The following is a 22822-nucleotide window of genomic DNA, read 5'->3' as shown; positions in this document are numbered from 1 at the left end:
CAATCACGCCCCCCGCACATACAAGGAGCGGACATGCCCATCGCAACTCCCGAGGTCTACAACGAGATGCTGGACCGGGCGAAGGCAGGAAAGTTCGCCTACCCGGCCATCAACGTGACCTCTTCCCAGACGCTGCACGCGGCCCTGCGCGGTTTCGCGGAGGCGGAGAGCGACGGCATCGTCCAGATCTCCACCGGCGGTGCCGAGTTCCTGGGCGGCCAGCACAGCAAGGACATGGTGACCGGCGCCGTCGCCCTCGCCGAGTTCGCGCACATCGTGGCCGAGAAGTACGACGTCACCGTCGCCCTGCACACGGACCACTGCCCGAAGGACAAGCTCGACGGGTACGTGCGTCCCCTGCTGGCGGTCTCCGAGGAGCGCGTCAAGGCCGGCCGCAACCCGCTGTTCCAGTCCCACATGTGGGACGGCTCGGCCGAGACGCTGGCCGACAACCTCTCCATCGCCCAGGAGCTGCTGGAGCGCGCCCGCGCCGCCAGGATCATCCTCGAGGTCGAGATCACCCCGACCGGCGGTGAGGAGGACGGTGTCTCCCACGAGATCAACGACTCCCTCTACACGACGGTCGACGACGCGGTCCGCACCGTCGAGGCCCTGGGCCTGAGCGAGAAGGGCCGCTACCTGCTCGCCGCGTCCTTCGGCAACGTGCACGGCGTGTACAAGCCGGGCAACGTCGTGCTCCGCCCCGAGCTGCTCAAGGAGCTGAACGAGGGCATCGCCGCGAAGTACGGTCAGCCGGCCGGCAGCAAGCCGTTCGACTTCGTCTTCCACGGCGGCTCCGGCTCCTCCGCCGAGGAGATCGCGACCGCGCTGGAGAACGGCGTGGTCAAGATGAACATCGACACGGACACCCAGTACGCCTTCACGCGTCCGGTCGTCGACCACATGTTCAGCAACTACGACGGCGTCCTGAAGGTCGACGGCGAGGTCGGCAACAAGAAGACCTACGACCCGCGCACGTGGGGCAAGCTGGCCGAGGCCGGCATGGCCGCGCGCGTCGTCGAGGCCTGTGGCCACCTGCGCTCGGCGGGCCAGAAGATCAAGTAACGCTCCCCGCGGATCAAGCGACGGCCACCGCGCGCCGTCCGCGCCATGTCGTTCGCGCCGGGCCCGGCAGCTCAGGATTCTCCTGAGGTGCCGGGCCCGCGTACGTATGCCGACGGCATGACGCAGACTTGTGCCCATGGCCATTCACGAGAACCTTCTCGGGGGACCGCCCCCGACCCACCTCCCCGACGACCCGGGGCCGCGCGAGCTGCTGGCGGGCGGGACCTCGCCCGCCGACGTCGCCGCGAAGTACCCGACGTCCTCGCTGGCCTGGGCACAGCTGGCCGACGAGGCGTTCGAGCGGGGCGGCGTCGTGGAGTCGTACGCGTACGCCCGTACCGGCTACCACCGCGGCCTGGACTCCCTGCGCCGCAGCGGCTGGAAGGGCCACGGCCCGGTGCCCTGGGAGCACGAGCCGAACCGCGGTTTCCTGCGCGCCCTGCACGCCCTCGCCCGCGCGGCCCAGGCGATCGGCGAGAAGGAGGAGTACGAGCGCTGCAGCCAGTTCCTGAAGGACTCCTCGCCGACGGCGGCCGAGGTACTGGGCTGACCCGGGACCCGACACCTCACGTCCCCTGGCCCGTCTGCCGTGCGCAGGCGGGCCTTGCGGTTTCCTGCGACGATTGCGGAGGATGACGTTGGGGACCGGGGCCCCGTGTCGGTAACGGCAGGGCGGACCGCTACCCGAAGTGCACATCAGGAGACAGCGATGTCCCACGAAGCCCCGAATCTCGACTTCGAGGGCAGCACGCCGTACGAGGACTACGTCAAGGCGGACGTGCTCACCCACCTCCAGCACACCCTCTCCGACGATCCCGGAGAGATGGTCTTCCTGGTCACGACCCAGGTCATGGAGCTGTGGTTCACCGTCATCGTCCACGAGTGGGAGACGGCCGCCCGCGCCCTGCGCGAGGACCGGATCCAGGTGGCGACCGACGCGCTGAAGCGCTCGGTGCGGGAGCTGGAGGCGCTGAACGCCTCCTGGACGCCGCTCGCGGGCCTCACGCCCGCCCAGTTCAACTCGTACCGCAGCTCCCTCGGCGAGGGGTCCGGCTTCCAGTCGGCGATGTACCGCCGTCTGGAGTTCCTGCTCGGTGACAAGTCCGCGTCCATGCTCGTCCCGCACCGCGGCTCCCCACGTGTCCACGCGGAGCTGGAGAAGGCCCTGCATGAGCCGAGCCTGTACGACGAGGTGGTCCGGCTGCTCGCCCGGCACGGGTACGACATCCCGGACGCCGTGCTCCGGCGCGACGTCACCCGGAAGTACGAGGCGGCGCCCGAGGTGGAGGCCGCCTGGACGGCCGTCTACGCGGGTGACCAGAACGGCGAGCTGGCCCGCCTCGGCGAGGCGCTCACCGACGTCGCCGAACTGGTGTGGCGCTGGCGCAACGACCACCTGGTCGCCACCCGCCGCGCGATGGGCTCCAAGACCGGTACGGGTGGCTCCGCCGGGGTGGCCTGGCTGGAGAAGCGGGCCCGCGGCAATGTGTTCCCCGAGCTGTGGACGGCGCGGTCGTATGTCTGAGATTTCCGAACTCGCGGCTGAGGCCGAGAAGCTGGACGCCGCCGACGAGCTGGCGGCACTGCGTGAGCGGTTCGTCCTGGACGACGTCGTCTACCTGGACGGCAACTCGCTCGGTGCCCTCCCGGCCGGTGTCCCCGCGCGCGTGGAGGACGTCGTACGCCGCCAGTGGGGCGAGCTGCGCATCCGGTCGTGGGAGGAGAGCGGCTGGTGGACCGCGCCCGAGCGGATCGGCGACCGGATCGCTCCGCTCCTCGGGGCGGCGGCCGGGCAGATCGTGGTGGGCGACTCGACGAGCGTCAACGTGTTCAAGGCGCTCGTCGCGGCCGTACGGATGGCGGGAGAGGACGACGGTGCCGGCCGTGCGCATGGCGTCGGCCGGGAGAGCGGTGCGGGCCGGGGGAGCGGTGCGGACCGGGACGAGATCCTCGTCGACGCCACCACCTTCCCGACGGACGGATACATCGCCGAGTCGGCGGCCCGGATGACGGGCTGCGCCCTGCGCCCCGTGGTCCCGGCCGAGATGCCGGCGGCGCTCGGCGACCGGACCGCCGCCGTCCTGCTCAACCACGTCGACTACCGCACGGGCCGGCTGCACGACCTGCCCGCGCTCACGGCCGCGGCGCACCAGGCGGGGGCGTACGTCGTCTGGGACCTGTGCCACAGCGCGGGCGCGCTGCCGGTCGGCCTCGACGAGCACGGCGTCGACCTGGCGGTCGGCTGCACCTACAAGTACCTCAACGGCGGCCCCGGTTCGCCCGCGTTCCTGTATGTGCGCCACGGCCTTCAGGACCGCTTCGACTCCCCGCTGCCGGGCTGGAACTCGCACGCCGAGCCCTTCGGCATGCGGCCCGCGTACGCCCCGGCGTCCGGCGCGCCGCGCGGCCGGGTCGGCACGCCGGACATCCTCTCGCTGCTCGCTCTGGAGGCGGCGCTGGACGTGTGGGACGGGGTGTCGGTGGAAGCGGTGCGGGCCAAGTCCCTGGCGCTGACCGACTTCTTCCTGCGCTGCGTCGGGGAGTACGTCCCGGACGGCCGGGTGGAGTCCCTGACTCCGGCGGCGCACGCCGAGCGGGGCAGCCAGGTCGCCCTGCGCTGTGACGACGCCGGTGACGTCATGAAGCGGCTGATCGAACGCGGTGTGGTCGGGGACTTCCGTGCCCCGGACGTCCTGCGCTTCGGCTTCACGCCGTTGTACGTCGGCTTCGCGGACGTGGAGCGGGCGGCGCGGGTGCTGGGGGAGACGCTGGTGTGACGGGCGGGTGAGGACCGGGCGGGACGCTCGGCCCTCACCCAGCGTCACATCCCCATGTCGGCGCACGTCACCGGCCTGATACCGTCCCGCCAACGGCCGATTTCGTTCCCCGGTCAGCCAACACCGTTTCGCCGCTGAGAGGTTGAGCATGCCGGACGCCGCCGCAGGACCGGTCACCGCTGCCGCGAGGGGCGCCGCGGAGGAGGAATCGGCCTTTTCGCACCCGGCGGTCGATCCCGACAGCACCGCTGTGTACGGCGACCACCCCGACCAGGTGATCGACTTCTACGCCCCGCAGGGATCCGAGGGCCCGGGCGGTGCCGCTCCCATGGTGGTCGTTCTGCACGGAGGCTCCTGGCGAGCACCGTACGACCGCCGCCATGTCAGCCCGTTCGCCGGCTTCCTGGCCCGCCGGGGCCTTGCGGTGGCCAGTGTGGAGTACCGGCGTGGGGCGGAAGGCGTCGGGCGGGGCGGGGAGGGGGACGGCCCTGTCGCGGGGCGTTGGCCCGACACCTTCGACGACGTGGCGGCCGCACTGGACGCGCTGCCGGCGCTGTTGCGGCAGTACCTTCCCGGGGCCGACGCGCGCCGGGTCGTGCTCACCGGCCACTCGGCCGGCGGTCACCTCGCTCTGTGGGCGGCCGCCCGGCACCTGCTGCCCGTCGACGCGCCATGGCGCACCGACCGCCCGGCGCCCCTGCGTGGTGTCGTCGCCCTCGCGCCGATCGCCGACTTCGAGGTCGCCGACAAGCTCGACGTGTGCGGCGGTGCGGCGCGGCAGTTCCTGGGCGGGGCGGAACTGTTCGCCGAGCGCCGGCCCTACGCCGACCCGGCGCTGCTGCTGCCCACCGGGATCGCGACGACCCTGGTCCAGGGCCGTGCCGACGTGGATGTTCCGCAGGAGGTCGCCGAGTCGTATGCCGACGCGGCGGCGAAGGCCGGCGAGGTGGTGGGCGTGACGCTGCTGGAGGACGTCGGTCACTACCCGCTGATCGATCCGGCGGCGGACGCGTGCGCGGTGGTGGCGGAGGAGATCGCGCAGCTGGCTTGGTGAGCGTGGCGGAGGGGGTGGTGCGGAAAAGCGTGAACTTTTTCCTTGCGATGTCCTCGGCCCGCTCAGATGAGCTAGGTGCGGTTTCTCGGTCGTGTCAGGACCGTACCCGTAGTACTTGAGAGCTACCCCGCAGATGAGTCCCCTGGCGGGACGCGGGTTACCTCACGCGATTCATAACTTCCCTTACAGACAAGCCCGATGGTCGGGCGAGCTGGAGGGGAGAGGCCATGGGGCCCGGGACGACGGTACGTTGGCGGCGGCGCGCGAACAGATGGCGTCGCTCTGTCCTCGCCGCGCTCATCTGTGGTGCCGTGGTTCTCCCTCTCTCCGGCGCCGCGCGTCCCGAGATACCCGCACCGGCCCCCGCCGCGCTCGCGGCCCCGACGGCCGGCACGCTGGACGAGGCGTACGCCGCCAACCGGGCCAACGCCGCCGAGGCGTCCCGGATGGCCTCCGCCCATGGTGACCGGCACCGTGCGGCGGCGGACCGCTCGATGGCCGACCCGTCCCGGCGCCTTCTCGCCTTCGACGGCCGTGGCGCCGGACTGGCCACGGAGGTCTTCGGCGACTTGGCCCACGCGGACCGCGTCGCCGTCCTGGTCCCGGGCTCCGACACGAACCTCGACACGTACGGCCGGTTCCGTGCCGCCGCCCTCGCCCTGCACCGGCAGCTCGCCGCGGAGGCACCCGAGAGCACGAGTACCGCGGTCGTGGCCTGGTTGGGCTACGAGACACCGGGCACCGTCAGTACCACGGTCGCCACCACCGGCAGAGCCGACCGTGCCGCCCCGAAGCTGCGCTCCCTGGTCGACACCCTGCACGGGGTCGCCGGCCCCGGCACCCGCGTCGCCCTGTTCTGCCACTCCTACGGGTCGGTCGTGTGCGCCCGCGCCGCCGACGGACTGGACGTCACCGACATAGCCCTGGTCGGCAGCCCCGGCACCGGCGACGACTCCGCCGCGGGCCTGCACACGGCCGCCCGGATCTGGGCGGCGCGGGGCGCCGACGACTGGGTGGAACACGTGCCGCACCTCAGCGCCGACCTCTTCGGCATCACCGTCGGCTTCGGCACCGACCCTCTCTCGCCGGACTTCGGCGCCCGGGTCTTCGCGGCCGGCGACGGCGGCCACAGCGACTACTTCGACACCGGCTCCGTCTCCCTGACGAACCTGGCCCGGATCGCCCTGGGCGAGACCACGGAGGTGACCCATGACTGACACGACCCGAGCGACACGACCGAGTCCTCCACACGCCGCGCCGGGCCGGCGGCGCGGACCCGCCGACCGCAGGAGACTGAGCCGAGCCACACCCGGACGGGAGCTGCGCTGGACCGCCCCCGGACGGGAGCTGCGCCGGACCGCCTCCAGTCAGGCGCTGCGCCGGGCCGCCCCCGGGCGGGAGCTGCGCCGCGCCGCCGCCCGGATCGACGCCGCCACGCCCGCGTCGCGGGACCGGGCCGTCGATGCCCTGCGTGCCGTCGCCATCCTCGGCGTGGTCCTCGGCCACTGGCTGGTGACGGCCTTGGTCGCCGACGGCAACAGCCTGCACGCGGCCAGCCCGCTGCAGGACATGCCCTGGTTCTCCCCGGTCTCCTGGGTCTTCCAGACCCTCGCCGTGTTCTTCCTGGTCGGCGGTCATGTCGCCACCCACGGCTACGCGTCGGCCAGAGCCCGCGGCACGTCCTACGGCCGCTGGCTGTCCGCCCGGCTGTCCAGACTGTTCCGCCCGGTCGCGGCCGTCCTCACCCTGTGGACGGTGACGGCGGCGCTGCTGCTGCTGACGGGCGCGGAGTTCATGACCATCCACACCCTGGTGAAGCTGGCCCTGTCCCCGCTGTGGTTCCTCCTCGTCTTCGCCGCGCTGACCGCGGCGACTCCACTCCTGACCCGGCTGCACCCGCTGTGGCCGCTGGCCGTCGTCCTCCATGTGGACCTGCTGCGCTTCGGTTTCGGCGCTCCCTCCTGGCTCGGCTGGATCAACCTCGCCGCCGGCTGGCTGGTCCCCTACACCCTGGGCGCCGCCTGGACCCGCGGCGAACTGGACCACCGCCGCGCGGGCCGGCTCCTGCTCACCGGCGGTACGGCGGCGACCGCGGCCCTCGTCGCCTGGGCGGGCTATCCGGCGTCGATGGTCGGCGTTCCCGGCGCCGAGATATCGAACCTCAACCCGCCGACGCTGGCCGCCGTCACCTTCGGTCTGGCGCAGTGCGGTCTCGCGCTGCTGCTGCGCGAGCGGCTGGGCCGCGCGATGCGGCGGCCCATGGCGTGGGCGGCGGTCGCGCTGGTCAACCTCTCCGCGATGACGATCTTCCTGTGGCACCAGACCGCGTTGATGGCGACCACGGCCACCGGCCTCCTCATGGGCCGTCTGCCCGGCCTGCACACGCTCCCCGAGGGGCTGGACTGGGTCGTGGCCCGGCTCGCGTGGCTCCCGGTGTTCGCGCTGGCCCTGGCTGGTTGCTGGGCCGCCTTTCGCTCCTTCGAGCGCGGTGGCGGTCGGCGCCGCTCCCGGGTCGTCCGGGAGCATCGCACGCCGGGCCGGACGGGAGCGGCGGGTGCACGTCATGTCTAGGGTGGGCCGTGTGAAGCGACGGGGGAACCGGCAGATGAGAGCGGGAGGCCGGGTCCAGCACGTGCTGCGGGTGCTGCACGACGACTTGTGGACCTGGCGGGTGGACCCGCTGCCCCCGTCGGTGTGGCTGCTCTGGCTCCCGCACGGAGTCGTCTGTCTGGCCGCCCTCGGCGTGCTGCTCGGTGACGCGGCCCAGCTCAGTGACAACGGCGGGGTCGACTCCGGCTTCGCCTTCCTGATCGCCCTCGGCCAGGCCGGCGCGATGGTGCTGGCGCTGTGGCGGCCGGTCGCGGCCTGGTGGCTGTCGATGGCGGCCATACTGGTGGGAGCCTTCGCCGTACGGGCCGAAATGGTGGCGGGCGGCGACGAGTTCACCTGGCCCTGGCCGGTCGCCGGGATCATCGCGCACCTGTTTGTCCTGCTGCTGCTCGCCCTACGGGTCCGTACCCGGATCTCCGTGGAGGCGCTGGGCCTGACCGCGCTCACCACCTACCTCGTGCAGGGCGTGGTGGGCGGGCAGAACTACCAGCCGACCGGCCAACTCGCCGTCATCCTGTTCGCGGTCGCCGTGGTGCTCGGCACCGCCCTGCGCGGACGCCGCGAGGCCCGCACGGAACTCGCGGAGCAGACCTCCCTCACCGCCGAGGAGAGAGCCCGGCGCACCCTGCTGGAGGAGCGCGGCCGCATCGCGCGCGAGCTGCACGACGTGGTCGCCCACCACATGTCGGTGATCTCCATCCAGGCCCAGGTCGCCCCCCTCCTCGTGGAGAACCCGTCGGACGAGCTGAAGGAGAACCTCGCGGGCATCCGGCAGAACGCGCTGGAGGCCCTCACCGAGCTGCGCCGGGTGCTGGGCGTGCTGCGTTCCGAGCACCCCGGGCCACTGGAGACGTCCGACAGGGAAGATGTCGCCCCACACGCCCCGCAACCCACGCTGGACCGGCTCGACGCGCTGGTGGAGAACACCCGGGCCGCCGGGCTGACCGTCACCACCGAGACGAGCGGGACGCGCAGACCCCTGCCGCCCGGTGTGGAGCTGTCGGCGTACCGGATCGTGCAGGAGGCCCTGAGCAACGTGCTGCGGCACGCGCCCGGCGCGACCGCCCGGGTCCACCTCACGTACCTTCCGATCGGGCTGCGCGTGGATGTGACCAACACCCGTCCGACGCGGGCCCCGGCACCGTCGCACGGAGCGGGGCACGGGCTGCTCGGCATGCGGGAGCGGGTGGCAATGCTCGACGGCTCGCTGACGGTGCACTCGTTGCCGGACGGCGGCTACCAGGTGGCGGCGTTCCTGCCGACCGACGGCCCCGACCTTCCTGCCCACGACTCCGCCCCCGACCATCCTCCATCCGACCATCCCGCTCATGACTCCACCGATGACTCCACCCGCAACTCCACCGAGGACGACACCCGATGACGACCAGCAGCAACGGCCGCGTGATCCGCGTGCTGATCGCCGACGACCAGCAGATGGTCCGGCAGGGTTTCACCGTGCTGCTCAACACCCAGCCCGACATCGAGGTGATCGGGCAGGCGGTGGACGGCCTGGACGCCGTGGCCAAGGTCGCCGAGCTGGCCCCGGACGTCGTCCTGATGGACATCCGCATGCCCGAGCTGGGCGGTATCGAGGCCACCCGTCGCATCACCGGGGCGACCCCGGAGATCAGAGTGCTGGTGCTGACCACCTTCGACCTCGACGAGTACGTGTACGAGGCGCTGCGGGCCGGCGCGTCCGGGTTCATGCTGAAGGACGCCTCCGCCGACCAGCTCGCCGAGGCGGTCCGGGTGGTGGCGGCAGGGGACGCGTTGCTCGCGCCGGGCGTCACGCGGCGGCTGATCGCCGAGTTCTCCCGGCTGGACGACCGGCCGCGCGCGCCACTGAAGGACCGCGTCGGGGATCTGACCGAGCGGGAGACCGAGGTGCTCGCCCTGATCGCGCAGGGCCTGTCCAACGCGGAGATCGCCAAGCGACTGGTCGTCGCCGAGCAGACCGTGAAGACGCACGTCGGCCGGATTTTGGTGAAGCTGGGGCTCAGGGACCGGACGCAGGCGGCGGTGTTCGCGTACGAGTCGGGGTTGGTGCGGCCCTCGGGGTACTGAGGAGCGACGGTTAGTGGCCCACGTAGTACCTGAGACGGATGCCCGGGAACCCGTCTCGGCGGGGACGACCGCCCACGCCTGGTCGGCCTACCGTGTGAACGTGACCGAGACGACTCACCAGCAGCACGGGTACGCGACCCGAAGCCAGGAATACCGGTTGTTCCGGAACGCCCTGCGGGGACTGCGCCAAGACATGTTCCATGACCCCTTCGCCTACCGTTTGCTGCCGCCTCGGCATACGGACGGTCCGTTCGTCCGTCGGCTGCCCGGCCGGCTGAGGGCGGACGCGCGGTACCTCCCGCACGCGGTGGTGGGTGGGATCGCGCTGCTCGCCCTGGTCGTCGGCGCGGTGGGGGGCAGCCTGCCAGGCGGTGACCTACCGGCCCTGGTGACCGGCGTACTGTGCGCTCTCCCGGTGGCCGCCACGCTGGTCCGGCCGATCGGCGCGTTCTGGTTGTCGCTCGTCGTGACCCCGCTGATCGCGCTCATCAGCGGCAACGGATTGGAGTGGCCGTGGATGCCCGGCGCGTTCATCTCCCATCTCACGGTCGTGATCGTCGTGGCGCTGCGCACCCGGCCCCGCACCGCTGTCTGGATGTGGGTCCTGACGACCGTGTACGCCTTCCTCTCGGACGTCTTCTTCGGCGGGTCGTACTACTACACGAACAGCGGCCCCATGATGGTGACGTCCGCGTTCGCCCTGCTCCTGGTCTGCCTCTGGCACATTCGGCACATCGCCCAGCAGGAGGTGACCGCCCAGCAGACCGTCACGGCGCACGAACGCTCCCGCCGCACCGCGCTGGAGGAGCGCACCACCATCGCCCGCGAGCTGCACGACGTGGTGGCCCACCACATGTCGGTGGTCGCCATCCAGGCGGAGGCCGCGCCCTACCGGGTGGAGAATCCGCCGGAGGAGCTGGAGCGCGCCTTCGCCACCATCCGGGAGAACGCGGTGGCCGCTCTCACCGAGCTGCGCCGTGTCCTCGGAGTCGTCCGTGCCGAGGACTACGAGGCCCCGGACGCCCCCCAGCCGACGCTCACCGACCTGGACGCCCTGCTTGCCAACGTGCGCGAGGCGGGCCTGGCCGTGGACAAGGCGGTGACGGGCGCGGTGCGCGAGCTGCCGCCCGGTGTGGAGCTGTCGGCGTACCGGATCGTGCAGGAGGCACTGAGCAACTCCCTGCGGCACGCGCCCGGCGCGACCGCCCGCGTCGAGGTCTCCTACGTCCTGGGCGGCCTGGGCCTTCGGATCGTGAACGGTTCGATGCCCCAGCCCTCCCTGGTCAAGCCTTCGCCGGGCGCCGGGCACGGCATCACCGGCATGCGCGAGCGCGTGTCGATGCTGGACGGTGAGATGACGGCGGGCCCCACCGACGACGGGGGTTACGAGGTGGCGGTGTTCCTGCCGGTCACCGCGCGGACCGAAGGTGAAGCATGACTGACCACCCGATTCGGGTCCTGATCGCCGACGACCAGATGATGGTGCGCGAGGGCTTCTCGGTCCTGTTGAACGCGATGCCGGGCATCGAGGTCGCCGGTGAGGCGGTCAACGGCCGGGAGGCGGTCGACCGCGTCCGGGAGCTGGCCCCCGACGTCGTCCTGATGGACATCCGTATGCCGGAGTTGAACGGCATCGAGGCGACGCGGGAGATCGTCACGGCGGACGGCGCGGCGAAGGTCCTCGTCCTCACCACCTTCGACCTCGACGAGTACGTGTACCAGGCGCTGCGCGCGGGTGCCTCCGGCTTTCTCCTCAAGGACGCCTCGGCCCGTCAGCTCGCCGACGGTGTCCGGGTGGTGGCCGCCGGCGAGGCGCTCCTCGCTCCCTCGGTCACCAAGCGTCTGATCACCGAGTTCTCGAAGCTGTCCGACGGCCCGCGCCCGCTGTCCTCGGCGCAGGGGGCGTACGGCGAACTGACCGAGCGGGAGACGGAGGTCCTGGTCCTCATCGCGCAGGGCCTGTCCAACTCGGAGATCGCCGAGCGCCTGGTGGTCGCCGAGTCGACGATCAAGACACACGTCAGCCGGGTCCTGGTGAAGCTGGGCCTGCGGGACCGCACCCAGGCGGCGGTCTTCGCCTACGAGGCCCGGCTGGTGACGCCGGGCTGAGGGGCACCGAGCTCGCACCATACGTACTTGCCCCGGTTGCCGAACCGGGAGAGCGGTTGCCAGCCCCACAGGTCGGAGCAGGCCCTGACGAGGGCGAGCCCCCGGCCGCTCTCGTCCTCGGCCACGTCCGCAAACCGGGCGGGAGCGTCCGGGGGTTCAGGGTCGGCGTCCCACGCGCCGATCCGCAACACCCCGGCCGACCACCGCACACGCAGTGCCGCAGGACCCTTGGTGTGCAGCACGGCGTTCCCGACCAGCTCCGCCGCGAGCAGCTCGGCGACGTCGACGAGGCCGATCAGGCCGTGCATGGTCAGGATCAGGCGGAGGGTTCGGCGACTGATGGTGACGGCGCGGGGATCGTTGGGGATGTACAGGGAGTACTCCCAGGAAGTGTCTTCGGGCATGCGTCGACTCCGTTCGTGAGGGAGGGGTGTCGCTGCCGCCGGGCGGTGTCGATGCCGCAGCCGTCATGACAGGACGGAGCGGTGCGCTTCCGGTGCCCCGGTGTTTCGCAGCGTGTGCGTCGCGTCACTGACGGTATTTCCTATTCTTAGGAAGTTGCAACCCGCTGCCGTATTCTGACGCTCGAACGAGGGACGTCCCTGAGGAGTCGGAGCAAGGAGGCACAGCTTGCCGCCGAAGAGGCATCTCACCGCCCGAAGAGTGCGGTTGGGCGCTGAGCTGCGCAAACTGCGTGAGGCGACGGGTATGAGGGCCCGAGAGGCCGCAGACCTGCTTGAGGCTGACGCCGTGCAGATGAGCCAGATCGAATCCGGCACGGTAGGTGTGAGCGCCAAACGCGTGCGCCGCCTCGCGGCCAACTATGCGTGCACCGACGTGGCGTTGATCGGGTCACTCGTTGCCATGGCGACCGACCGAACGCGGGGGTGGTGGGAGGAGTATCGAGGCGTACTGCCGCAGGTGAACCTGGACGTCGCGGAGACGGAGCACCATGCGACGTACCTCCGGGACGTCGTCATCACCCGTGTCCCCGGACTCCTCCAGACATCGGACTACGCCCGAGCGGTATTCGCCTACATGAACCCTGGGCTGCCTCAGGACGCTGTAGACGTCAAGGTGGAGTACCGGATGAGACGTCGTACCGCCATCGAGGGCGACAAGCCCACCCCGTACGAGGCGGTTGTCCACGAGATGGCACTACGCCTCCGGGTCTCCAGTCGGGAGTCCTCTCGCGCCCAACTACGGCAGATCCTGGACCTCATCGAACAGGGTGCCGCCACTGTGCGTGTCATCCCCACCGACCAGGACGGTTTCGCAGGCTCGGGAGCCTCGATGATGTACGCGGGCGGGCCTGTGCCGCAGCTGGACACCGGACTGCGGGACTCACCCACCGGGGTCGCCTTCATCGATGACGCACCTCGACTGGACCAACTGCGGTCGCTGATCCGTAGGGTGGAGGGTGCGTCGCTGGACCCCGTGGCGTCCCGCGACTTCATCCACCGTCTGGCGAAGGAGCTGTGATGAACTGGCGTAAGTCCACGTACTCTGACGGCGGTGAAGGCGACACCTGCGTCGAGATCGCGGAGTCGGCCACCCACATAGCCATCCGCGACTCCAAGGCTCCCGCCCGCGCCGCGCTCTCCGTCTCCGCGCCCTCCTTCGCCGTCTTCATAGAGGGCGTCAAACAGCGCCCCTGGCAAGGGGCGTGAGCAAGGGGGTAGCCCCCGCCGCGGGGTGCGGGGCGACGGCCCCGCGGCGGATCCGGCGGACGGCAGGCGTCAGTGCTTGCGTGCCGCCGCCTTCAGGGTGTGCCGCAGGGCGTGGAAGGCGGGCTTGCGGTGGAAGTCGTCGGTCATGACCGTGGCGTAGCCCTCGCCCTCGAAGAACACCGGCACCCATGAGTACTTGTCGGTGAAGCCCCAGATCGTGAACGAGTTGCAGTCCTCGACCGCCAGGCAGGCCGAGAGGGCCCGCTGGTAGTAGTCGGCCTGCTGCTTCTGCTGCGCGGCGGTGGGTTCACCACCGGTCGGCACGTCCATCCGTACGTCCAGCTCGGTGACGGCGGTTTCCAGGCCCAGCGCGTCGAAGCGCTTCAGGTTCGTCTCCAGGTCGCCCGGGAAGCCGTACCGCGTGCTCAGGTGTGCCTGTACGGAGAAGCCGTCCACCGGCACGCCCTGCTGGAGCAGGTCCTGGGTGAGGGCGTAGTAGGCGTCGCTCTTGGCGTTGACGCTCTCGACGCCGAAGTCGTTGAAGAACAGCTTGGCCTTCGGGTCGGCCTCGTGCACCCAGCGGAAGGCGTCCGCGATGATGCCCGGGCCGAGCTCGCGGATCCAGATGTTGTCCTGAGTGCGAAGCTTGCCCTGGTCGTCGAAGATCTCGTTCGCGACGTCCCACTGCTGGATCCGGCCGGCGTACCGGCCGACGACGGTGGTGATGTGCTCGCGCAGGATCGCGCGCAGCTCCTCGTCGGAGAAGTCGCCCTGCTCCAGCCACTGCGGGTTCTGGCTGTGCCACAGCAGCGTGTGGCCGCGTACGACCTGGCGGTTGCGCTCGGCGAACTCGACGATGGCGTCCGCCGCCGCGAAGTCGTACCGGTCGCGCTCCGGGTGGATGAACTCCCACTTCATCTGGTTCTCGGGGGACACCGAACTGAACTGGCGCCCTAGGACCTTCCGGTACTTCTTGTCCGAGGTGAACGGGTCCGGGTAGTCCTGCTCCAGGTGGTGGCCGCCGCCCGCCACGGCGGTGCCGACGTAGAAGCCGTCGGGGGCGGCCTCGCGCAGTCGGTCGAACTTGGCGTGGGAGTGCGGTGCGGGGTGGTGCCGGCCGGAAGACGGGTCGGCCGTGGCGGTTCCCGCGACGAGCGGCAGCGTCAGGGCGGCGGTGGTGAGGGCCACGGTGGCGAAACGAATGGTTCTCATGCGGGGAGTCTCATTCCGTCGTACGTGCTCCGAAAGTTTCGAAATGCTTTCCGAAACATTGGTGAAGGAAGCTAAGGCTCCGGCGGCGCGAGGTCAAGACCCGTGCGCACGGGCGAACGGGACTCTGGGCAGAGGGCCGGTCGAGGTCTTACTGTCCGTCCATGACGGCCGCACCCGATCCCGCACCCGATCCCGCTTCCGGCCCCGCACCCGATCCCGCTTCCGGCCCCGCACCCGACCCCGCTTCCGGCCCCGCGTTCGACCCGTGGGACCCGGCGTTCGTCGCCGACCCGTACCCCGCCTTCGCCGAGCTGCGGGCCCGGGGGCGCGTGCTCTACTACGAGCCGAGCGACCAGTGGCTGATTCCGCACCACGCGGACGTGTCGGCGCTGCTGCGCGACCGCCGCCTAGGTCGGACGTACCAGCACCGCTTCACGCACGAGGACTTCGGCCGCACCGCGCCCCCGCCGGAGCAGGAGCCCTTCCACACGCTCAACGACCACGGGATGCTCGATCTGGAGCCGCCGGACCACACCCGTATCCGGCGTCTGGTGTCGAAGGCGTTCACGCCGCGCACGGTGGAGCGCCTGAAGCCGTACGTGCACGGGCTGGCCGACGACCTGGTGTCCCGGCTGGTGGCGGACGGCGGCGGCGACCTGCTGCGGGACGTGGCCGAGCCGCTCCCGGTCGCCGTGATCGCGGAGATGCTGGGTATCCCGGAGTCGGACCGGGCCCCGCTGCGCCCCTGGTCGGCGGACATCTGCGGGATGTACGAGCTGAACCCGTCCGAGGAGACGGCGGCGAGGGCGGTCCGCGCGTCGGTCGACTTCTCGGAGTACCTGCGCGGACTGATCGCGGCCCGCCGCAAGGAACCGGGCGACGACCTGATCTCGGGCCTGATCGCGGCCCACGACGAGGACGACGACCGGCTCACCGAGCAGGAGATGATCTCGACCTGCGTCCTGCTCCTGAACGCCGGTCACGAGGCCACGGTGAACGCCACGACCAACGGCTGGCTGGCCCTCTTCCGCAACCCCGGCCAGCTGGCGGCCCTGCGCGCCGACCACTCCCTCGTCCCGTCCGCCGTGGAGGAGCTGATGCGCTACGACACCCCGCTCCAGCTCTTCGAACGCTGGGTGCTGGACGAGATCGAGATCGACGGGACGACCATCCCGCGCGGCGCGGAGGTGGCGATGCTGTTCGGCTCCGCCAACCACGACCCGGCGGTCTTCACCGCCCCGGACCGCCTCGACCTCACCCGGCGCGACAATCCCCACATCTCCTTCAGCGCCGGCGTCCACTACTGCATCGGCGCCCCACTGGCCCGCATCGAACTGGCGGCGTCCATGACGTCCCTGCTGGAGCGGGCCCCGGCGCTGCGCCTGGCGTCGGAACCGGAGCGGAAGCCGAACTTCGTGATGCGAGGGCTGGCGGAGCTACGAGTGGAGGTCTGAGCGCCGGCGCCGTTCCAGCAGCCAGGCGCCCAGCGCCCAGAGCACGGCCGGCACGAGGACTCCGGCGAGCAGGACGAAGGGCAGTTCGGTGTAGAGCACGCTGAGGTCCATGCCGTTGTTCTCGAAGTCGTGGCCGAAGTGCCGCCGGGTGCGATCCGACATTCCCCAGGCGAGCACCGCCCCCGTGGCTCCCACCGCCGACACCAGGCACCCCCCGCACGTCACCGCGTCACGCCGTCCCATGGTCACCAGGACGCTCCCGACATCCTGCCCGGTTTCACGGCACCGCTGCCGGGCCCGGGCTCACGCGTGAGGCGGGCCGTCCAGGAGGGCTATGCCGTACTGGGCCAGCCTGTCCGCGTGGTCCGTGTCATGACGCGCGTCGGCGTGGCCGACCGACCGGAAGTAGCCCTCGACGGCTCCCGGGTTGTTGATGACCAGGACGTCCGCCGTCGTGGTGAGCGGCTGGAAGGTGTGGGGGACCGACCGGGGGCCGAAGACGTAGGCGCCCGGCTCGGCGTCATGCACCTCGCACGCGTCGAGTGAGGCCGAACCGACCCAGAACCGGACGTGGCCGGCCAGGACCACCCAGCTTTCGTCCTCCCGGCTGTGGACGTGCAGGGGCGGCGCGTCCGACCGGCGCATGCTCAGCCGTGCGACGGTGACCACTCCCTGCGTCTCGGTGTTCGACACGACCTGTTCCTGGACGCTGTCGTAGTAGCGGTAGACGGTGCCTTCGCCGGGGTTGCGCACGAGTGCGATGCTCATGTGCGGTCTCCTCTTGTCTGCGCATGAGGGATGACGGTGGCCGGGCCGTGGGGCGGCCACCGTCCGGGCACCGTTCCAGGTGTGTTGGTTGACGGTTCAACCATTGCTCGCGCTGAGACGCCCGCGCAAGAGACTGAGGCGGACTGAGGCCGATTGGCTTGTTCCGGGGGGTGCTCTCCCGGCTCGCTACGTCACATCCCGTCGCCGCAACCCCACCAGCCCCGCCACCACCAGCACCACCGCGATCGACGTGAGCACCAGCACCGGCGCCCAGCTCATCTCCTCAGCCGGCAACTTCGGCAGATGCCCGAACGGCGACACGTCCAGCACCGCCTGCGGCACGTCCAGCGCCGGCCCGACCCACCCGAGCAGCAGCACCGCGCCCGCGACTCCCCACGCGGCCACCGCACCGCGCGGCAGCACCCCGTGCAGCAGCACCGCCGCCCCGCCGATCACCCACACCGCCGGCAACTGCGCCAGACACGCGCCCAGGATCGCCCCGGCGTCCCGGCCGTACCCGAGCGCGAAACCCAGGCCCGCGAGCAGCATGATGAGCGCCGCGCCGCCGAAGGCGATCACCAGGTGCCCCGCGGCCCACCGCATTCGGCCCACCGCGCCCGCGAGCACCGGCTCCGCCCGCCCGGAGGTCTCCTCGCCGTTCAGCCGCAGCACCGACGCGACGACGTACAGCGCGGCGATCAGCCCGAGCATCCCGACCATCGCCGACACGAACGCGTCGGTCAGTCCGGCCTGCCCGCCCATCCGCTCGATGATCTGGCGGGCCTGCTCGTTGTCCCCGACCAGATCGGCCGCGCCCTCGGTCATCGAGCCGTAGACGACCCCGGCGAGGAGGAAGCCGACGCTCCAGCCGAGCACGCTGCCCCGCTGCAACCGCCAGGCCAGCGCACCGGCCGTGCGCAGGCGCCCGGCGGCCGGTCCCGGCCGGGTCGGCAGGAAGCTCATGCCGAGGTCCCGGCGGCCGGCCAGCCCGTAGGCCACCGCACCCTGCACCACCGCCGCGCCGGCGATCAGCGGCAGCACCCACCACCGCTCGGCCGCGAAGGCCCGCAGGTTCTCCAGCCAGCCCAGCGGAGACAGCCACGTCAGTACGGAGGAGCCGTCGGTCGTCGCCGAGTCGCCCGCCGCCCGCAGGACGAAGGCCCCGCCCAGCACGGCCGCCGTCAGCCCCCGGGCCAGCCGGGCGCTCTCGGTCAGCTGCGCGACGATCGCCGCCATTGTGGCGAAGAGCATCCCGACGCCCGCGATCGCGAGCCCGAGGGCCACCGCGCCGGCCACTCCCTGCGCGGCCAGCCCGGCGACCACCAGCAGCGCCAGGACGCCGTTGGCGACGGCCGCCGTGAGCAGGGCCGCCGTCAGTGCGGCGCGGCGGCCGACCATCCCGGAGGCGACCACTTCCTGACGGCCGCTCTCCTCCTCGTCGCGGGTGTGCCGTACGACGATCAGCAGGCTCATCACGGCGGCGAGCGCGGCGGCGTACACACCGACGCGCCAGGCCGTGAGCGCGCCGAGGGAGTCGTCGAAGACGGGGCCGACCATCGCCCGCAGCGAGGCGTTGGTCTCCATCTGCCGCACCAGGTCGGCGCGTTCGGCGGCGGTGCCGTACAGGCCCTTGAGGGTGCCGGGCATGGAGAGCACCATGAGCGCGTTCACCGCGACCCAGACCGGGAGCATCGTCCGGTCGCGGCGCAGGGCGAAGCGCAGCAGCGTGCCGGTGCCGGCCAGTTGGCGCGAGCCGCCGGTCCGTGCTCCGAGGGAGGCCACGGCGGTCATCGGACCGTCACCTCGCCCGCGGCCCCGGCGGCCCCGGCGGCCCCGGCGGCCCCCGCGGCGCCCGTGGAACCCGTGGAACCCGCGCCGCCCGTGGCCTCGGCCGCCTGGTAGTGCCGCATGAACAGTTCCTCCAGCGTCGGCGGCGTGCACGTCAGCGACCGCACGCCCGACTCGCTCAGGGAGCGGAGTACGGCGTCCAGCTTGTCCGTGTCGGCCTGGAACCGGACCCTGTGGCCTCGGACGTCCAGGTCGTGCACGCCGGGCAGCAGTCCCAGCCCGCCCGGGGCACCCGCGAGTTCGGCGGTCACGCTGGTCCGCGTCAGGTGGCGCAGATCGGCCAGTGAGCCGCTCTCGACGGTCCGCCCCTTGCGGATGATGCTGACCCGGTCGCACAGCTCCTCGACCTCGCTGAGGATGTGGGAGGAGAGCAGGATCGTCCGCCCGCGCTCGCGCTCCTGGGCCACACACCGCTGGAAGACCTCCTCCATCAGCGGGTCCAGTCCCGAGGTGGGCTCGTCGAGGATCAGCAGGTCGACGTCGGAGGCGAAGGCGGCGACGAGCGCGACCTTCTGCCGGTTGCCCTTGGAGTACGTGCGGCCCTTCTTGGTCGGGTCGAGTTCGAACCGCTCGATCAGCTCGGCCCGGCGCCCGGTGTCCAGCCCTCCGCGAAGTCGGCCGTAGAGGTCGATGACCTCGCCGCCGGAGAGGTTGCGCCACAGCGTCACGTCGCCGGGGACGTACGCGATCCGGCGGTGCGCCTCCACCGCGTCCGCCCACGGGTCACGGCCGAGTACCCGCGAGGCGCCCGAGTCGGCGCGCAGCAGGCCGAGCAGGACGCGGATGGTGGTGGACTTTCCGGCGCCGTTGGGGCCCAGGAAGCCGTGTACCTCGCCGGCCTCGACCTCCAGGTCGAGCCCGTCCAGCGCGCGTGTCCGGCCGAACGACTTGTGGAGGCCGGAGACGCTGATTGCCTTCGTCATGATTCTGAACGTACGCTTCCTTCAGAAACTTGTGAAGTTAAGAAACCGTCAGGATGGTGAGAGATGATCGAACGATGACGGAAGCAACGACATCAGGGCGCGATCCCGAGGCGGTGTCGAAGTTCGTGGAGGGCTTCGCGGCCCAGCTCGTCGAGGCCGGGATGCAGCGCATGCCGGCGCGGGTCTTCGCCGCGCTGCTGGCCTCGGACTCGGGTTCGCTGACCTCCGCGGAACTCGGCGAACAGCTCCGGGTCAGCCCTGCCGCCGTCTCCGGCGCCGTGCGCTACCTCTCGCAGCAGCACATGGTCTCGCGCGAGCGCGAACCCGGCTCACGCAAGGAGCGGTACCGGGTGCACAGCAATCAGTGGTACGAGGCACTCACCAACCGCGAGGCCGTCCTCAAGCGGTGGGAGAGCGCGCTGAGCGAGGGTGTCGCCAGCCTCGGCGCCGAGACCCCGGCGGGCCGCCGCATGGCCGAGACGCTCGCCTTCTTCGAGTTCGTCGACGAGGAGATCGCGGCCATGATGGAGCGCTGGCGGGTGCGGCGGGAGGAGCGGTTCGGGCGAGGTTGAGGGCCGGGCGGGGCTGAGGGCCGGGCGGGGCTGAGGGGCGAGCGCGGCTGAGGGACGGCCGGTGCTGAGGGCCGGCCGGTGCTGAGGGCCGGCCGGTGCTGAGGGCCGGCCGGTGCTGAGGGCCGGCTGGTGCTGAGGGACGGCCGGGGGCGGTCCTTCGACGCCGCGTCCGCCCGCTACCCCGCCGGCAGCGTCAGCCCCCAGGCCCCCTCCCGCACCGTCCACGTCCGCGTCCCCACCGGCCCCGACACCACCGCGTCGGCCCGGTACCGGAAGTGCGCCCCCGACACGGTCACCGTCCGTCCGCTCGCCGTGAGCGTCGACGCCTCCGTGCCCACCGACAGCGGCCGTACCTCCACCACGGCCACCCCGCCCGCGCCCGGCATCACCGACACCGCCTCGACCGGCTGTGACAGGTCCACCAGCGTCACCCCGTCCACTTCCACCCGCAGCCGGGCCGACCCGTGCGTCCCCGCACCCGCCGTGACCCGTGCCGGCCGCGAGGACGCCAGTGTCCGTACGAGCGACTGGCAGGTCCGCAGCCAGGAGTGCGCCGAACCGGAACCCGCCCCCGAACCCGGAGCCGACGGCCCCGCCCCCGCTCCCGCCCCCGAGCCCGACCCCACGCCGTCGTGCGCCGTGACCGGCGGAATCCCCACCGCCCCCAGCACCACCCCGTCACTGTCGTCGACGAGCAGGTCCAGGCGCCGTTCCGCCCCGTCCAGCACCGCCCGCGCCGCCGCCACCGCGCCCGACGGCAGTCCGAGCGACCGGGTGAGGGTCAGCACCGACCCCACGGGCACCACCGAAAGCGCGCAGCCCGCCAGCTCCCGCTGCCGGTGCAGCAGGCCGACGGCCCGCAGCAGCGCGCGGTCGTCACCGATCACGACCGGCCGCCGCGAGCCGCGCCGCCGCAGCGCCCGGGCGAACTCCTCCGGGGTGTCCGGCAGGCATACCTTCGTACTCGCGGCGCCCGCGCTGAGCACGTCTTTCGCGATCCGGACGGATTCTCCGTCCGCCCGCCGGGCGACCGGATCGATGACCACCAGAAGCTGATCGGGCGTCGCGGAAGAGCTCGCGGAAGTCGCCACCTCGGCCATGCCTCGCTTCCTCGGGTAGCATCTTTGTGCAAGAGCCCCTTGCGCTATTGCGCCAGGGGTTTCGTCTATTCCGGGGCATCCGGTCCGACGGTTGGCGGCCAACGACGGTCGCGGTGCACGTGGCGAAAAATCGCCGCGCACGCCCTCGACCATGGACATGCCCCGCCCGGAAGGGGTGTACGCGCGTGCCCGCACTTGTGCTGCTCGGTGCTCAGTGGGGTGACGAAGGCAAGGGAAAGGCGACGGACCTGCTCGGTGGCTCCGTCGACTATGTGGTGCGCTACCAGGGCGGCAACAACGCCGGCCACACGGTAGTCGTGGGCGACCAGAAGTACGCCCTTCACCTGCTCCCTTCCGGAATCCTTTCTCCCGGTTGTACGCCGGTCATCGGTAACGGCGTCGTTGTCGACCCGTCGGTCCTGTTCTCCGAGCTGAGCGGGCTGAACGAGCGCGGCGTCGACACGTCCAAGCTCCTGATCAGCGGAAACGCGCACATCATCACGCCGTACAACGTGACCGTCGACAAGGTGACGGAACGCTTCCTCGGCAAGCGCAAGATCGGCACCACCGGGCGCGGCATCGGCCCGACCTACGCCGACAAGATCAACCGCGTAGGCATCCGCGTCCAGGACCTCTACGACGAGTCGATCCTCACCCAGAAGGTCGAGGCCGCGCTCGACGCCAAGAACCAGATGCTCACCAAGCTCTACAACCGGCGCGCGATCGCCGTCGGCCAGGTGGTCGAGGAGCTGCTGGGCTACGCGGACAAGCTCCGCCCGTACGTCGCCGACACCGTCCTGGTCCTCAACCAGGCCCTCGACGACGACAAGGTGGTCCTCTTCGAGGGTGGCCAGGGGACGCTGCTGGACATCGACCACGGCACGTACCCCTTCGTCACCTCGTCGAACCCGACCGCGGGCGGCGCCTGCACCGGTGCCGGCGTGGGCCCGACGAAGATCAGCCGGGTCATCGGCATCCTCAAGGCGTACACGACCCGTGTCGGCGCGGGCCCGTTCCCGACCGAGCTCTTCGACGAGGACGGCGAGGCCCTGCGCCGCATCGGTGGCGAGCGTGGTGTGACGACCGGCCGTGACCGCCGCTGTGGCTGGTTCGACGCGGTGATCGCCCGTTACGCGACCCGGGTCAACGGCCTCACGGACTTCTTCCTCACCAAGCTCGACGTCCTGACCGGCTGGGAGCAGATCCCGGTCTGCGTGGCGTACGAGATCGACGGCAAGCGCGTCGACGAGCTGCCGTACTCGCAGTCCGACTTCCACCACGCGAAGCCGGTCTACGAGATGCTGCCGGGCTGGAGCGAGGACATCAGCAAGGCGAAGACCTTCGCCGAGCTGCCGAAGAACGCCCAGGCGTACGTCAAGGCGCTGGAGGAGATGTCCGGCGCACCGATCTCCGCGATCGGCGTGGGCCCGGGCCGGGACGAGACGATCGAGATCAACTCGTTCCTGTAGAGAACCACGGCTGCGAAGCCACGGGCTGCGGAACCACGAGCTGCGGAACCACGAGCTGCGAAGCCACGGGCTGTGGACCCACGGGCTGTGGAACCACGGGCCGACACCGGCGGCCGGGACCCCGAGC

Annotated in this window: 23 protein-coding genes; 16 read left to right on the top strand and 7 right to left on the bottom strand. The window is 71.4% G+C overall.

Annotation, left to right across the window (positions count from 1 at the left end):
* Positions 1-33 precede the first annotated feature (33 nt).
* The 11 genes from fbaA (at position 34) to QC283_RS36265 (ending at position 11679) form a co-directional block, all read left to right on the top strand.
* The gene (gene fbaA, locus QC283_RS36315; RefSeq protein WP_279566051.1) at positions 34-1065 is read left to right on the top strand and encodes a class II fructose-bisphosphate aldolase; all 1032 of its coding nucleotides are present in this window, start codon (positions 34-36) and stop codon (positions 1063-1065) included.
* A 136-nt stretch (positions 1066-1201) separates the two neighbouring features.
* The gene (locus QC283_RS36310) at positions 1202-1615 is read left to right on the top strand and encodes a DUF3151 domain-containing protein (RefSeq protein WP_279566050.1); all 414 of its coding nucleotides are present in this window, start codon (positions 1202-1204) and stop codon (positions 1613-1615) included.
* A gap of 159 nt (positions 1616-1774) precedes the next feature.
* Complete coding sequence (locus tag QC283_RS36305) at positions 1775-2590, top strand: tryptophan 2,3-dioxygenase family protein (protein ID WP_279566049.1); 816 nt, start codon at positions 1775-1777, stop codon at positions 2588-2590.
* The gene (gene kynU, locus QC283_RS36300) at positions 2583-3842 is read left to right on the top strand and encodes a kynureninase (protein WP_279566048.1); all 1260 of its coding nucleotides are present in this window, start codon (positions 2583-2585) and stop codon (positions 3840-3842) included. Before QC283_RS36305 ends, kynU begins: the two co-directional genes overlap by 8 nt.
* Before the next feature lie 148 nt (positions 3843-3990).
* Entirely contained in the window at positions 3991-4896 is a 906-nt protein-coding gene (locus QC283_RS36295) for an alpha/beta hydrolase (protein WP_279566047.1), read from the top strand.
* A 227-nt stretch (positions 4897-5123) separates the two neighbouring features.
* Entirely contained in the window at positions 5124-6113 is a 990-nt protein-coding gene (locus QC283_RS36290; RefSeq protein ID WP_279566046.1) for an alpha/beta hydrolase, read from the top strand.
* A gap of 184 nt (positions 6114-6297) precedes the next feature.
* On the top strand, positions 6298-7467 hold the full coding sequence (locus tag QC283_RS36285; RefSeq protein WP_279566088.1) for an acyltransferase family protein: 1170 nt from the start codon (positions 6298-6300) through the stop codon (positions 7465-7467).
* Entirely contained in the window at positions 7460-8887 is a 1428-nt protein-coding gene (locus tag QC283_RS36280) for a sensor histidine kinase (RefSeq protein ID WP_279566045.1), read from the top strand. The genes QC283_RS36285 and QC283_RS36280 overlap by 8 nt, the downstream gene beginning before the upstream one ends.
* Positions 8884-9570 (top strand): response regulator transcription factor, encoded by a 687-nt coding sequence (locus QC283_RS36275; RefSeq protein ID WP_279566044.1) that lies wholly within the window; start codon positions 8884-8886, stop codon positions 9568-9570. Before QC283_RS36280 ends, QC283_RS36275 begins: the two co-directional genes overlap by 4 nt.
* A gap of 13 nt (positions 9571-9583) precedes the next feature.
* Positions 9584-11008 (top strand): sensor histidine kinase, encoded by a 1425-nt coding sequence (locus tag QC283_RS36270; RefSeq protein WP_279566043.1) that lies wholly within the window; start codon positions 9584-9586, stop codon positions 11006-11008.
* Entirely contained in the window at positions 11005-11679 is a 675-nt protein-coding gene (locus tag QC283_RS36265) for a response regulator transcription factor (RefSeq protein WP_279566042.1), read from the top strand. The genes QC283_RS36270 and QC283_RS36265 overlap by 4 nt, the downstream gene beginning before the upstream one ends.
* Here QC283_RS36265 and QC283_RS36260 read toward each other — a convergent pair.
* On the bottom strand, positions 11649-12083 hold the full coding sequence (locus QC283_RS36260) for an ATP-binding protein (RefSeq protein WP_279566041.1): 435 nt from the start codon (positions 12081-12083) through the stop codon (positions 11649-11651). The genes QC283_RS36265 and QC283_RS36260 overlap by 31 nt on opposite strands.
* 226 nt (positions 12084-12309) lie before the next feature.
* On the opposite strand from QC283_RS36260, the gene QC283_RS36255 reads away from it, so the two are divergent.
* A complete protein-coding gene (locus QC283_RS36255) occupies positions 12310-13161 on the top strand; it encodes a helix-turn-helix domain-containing protein (RefSeq protein ID WP_279566040.1) in 852 nt (283 codons plus the stop codon).
* The gene (locus tag QC283_RS36250; RefSeq protein ID WP_279566039.1) at positions 13161-13349 is read left to right on the top strand and encodes a DUF397 domain-containing protein; all 189 of its coding nucleotides are present in this window, start codon (positions 13161-13163) and stop codon (positions 13347-13349) included. Before QC283_RS36255 ends, QC283_RS36250 begins: the two co-directional genes overlap by 1 nt.
* 69 nt (positions 13350-13418) lie before the next feature.
* Here the strand turns inward: QC283_RS36250 and QC283_RS36245 are convergent, their stop codons facing one another.
* Positions 13419-14561, bottom strand: a complete 1143-nt coding sequence (locus QC283_RS36245; RefSeq protein ID WP_279566038.1) for an endo-1,4-beta-xylanase — start codon at positions 14559-14561, stop codon at positions 13419-13421.
* 161 nt (positions 14562-14722) lie between these two features.
* Here QC283_RS36245 and QC283_RS36240 point away from each other — a divergent pair, with 161 nt between their 5' ends.
* Entirely contained in the window at positions 14723-16015 is a 1293-nt protein-coding gene (locus QC283_RS36240; RefSeq protein ID WP_279566037.1) for a cytochrome P450, read from the top strand.
* On the opposite strand, the gene QC283_RS36235 is transcribed toward QC283_RS36240, so the two are convergent.
* The 4 genes from QC283_RS36235 to QC283_RS36220 form a co-directional block, all read right to left on the bottom strand.
* The gene (locus tag QC283_RS36235) at positions 15998-16258 is read right to left on the bottom strand and encodes a hypothetical protein (RefSeq protein ID WP_279566087.1); all 261 of its coding nucleotides are present in this window, start codon (positions 16256-16258) and stop codon (positions 15998-16000) included. The two genes, QC283_RS36240 and QC283_RS36235, sit on opposite strands and share 18 nt — an antisense overlap.
* A 60-nt stretch (positions 16259-16318) precedes the next feature.
* On the bottom strand, positions 16319-16783 hold the full coding sequence (locus QC283_RS36230; protein ID WP_279566036.1) for a cupin domain-containing protein: 465 nt from the start codon (positions 16781-16783) through the stop codon (positions 16319-16321).
* Positions 16784-16969: 186 nt separating this feature from the next.
* Entirely contained in the window at positions 16970-18574 is a 1605-nt protein-coding gene (locus tag QC283_RS36225) for an ABC transporter permease (protein ID WP_279566035.1), read from the bottom strand.
* On the bottom strand, positions 18571-19554 hold the full coding sequence (locus QC283_RS36220; protein ID WP_279566034.1) for an ABC transporter ATP-binding protein: 984 nt from the start codon (positions 19552-19554) through the stop codon (positions 18571-18573). Before QC283_RS36220 ends, QC283_RS36225 begins: the two co-directional genes overlap by 4 nt.
* A gap of 74 nt (positions 19555-19628) precedes the next feature.
* Here QC283_RS36220 and QC283_RS36215 point away from each other — a divergent pair, with 74 nt between their 5' ends.
* Positions 19629-20126 (top strand): GbsR/MarR family transcriptional regulator, encoded by a 498-nt coding sequence (locus tag QC283_RS36215; protein WP_279566033.1) that lies wholly within the window; start codon positions 19629-19631, stop codon positions 20124-20126.
* 176 nt (positions 20127-20302) lie between these two features.
* Here QC283_RS36215 and QC283_RS36210 read toward each other — a convergent pair whose 3' ends face one another.
* Positions 20303-21226 carry a diacylglycerol kinase family protein gene (locus tag QC283_RS36210; protein ID WP_279566032.1) on the bottom strand — a complete coding sequence of 308 codons (924 nt, stop codon included), beginning with the start codon at positions 21224-21226 and terminating at the stop codon, positions 20303-20305.
* Positions 21227-21411: 185 nt separating this feature from the next.
* On the opposite strand from QC283_RS36210, the gene QC283_RS36205 reads away from it, so the two are divergent.
* Positions 21412-22695 (top strand): adenylosuccinate synthase, encoded by a 1284-nt coding sequence (locus tag QC283_RS36205; protein WP_279566031.1) that lies wholly within the window; start codon positions 21412-21414, stop codon positions 22693-22695.
* Positions 22696-22822 lie beyond the last annotated feature (127 nt).

The sequence above is a fragment of the Streptomyces sp. DH41 genome, assembly GCF_029813785.1.
Taxonomy (GTDB): domain Bacteria; phylum Actinomycetota; class Actinomycetes; order Streptomycetales; family Streptomycetaceae; genus Streptomyces.
The sequence above is the reverse complement of the archived record's forward strand: the minus strand, read 5'-3'. Positions and strand labels throughout refer to the sequence as shown.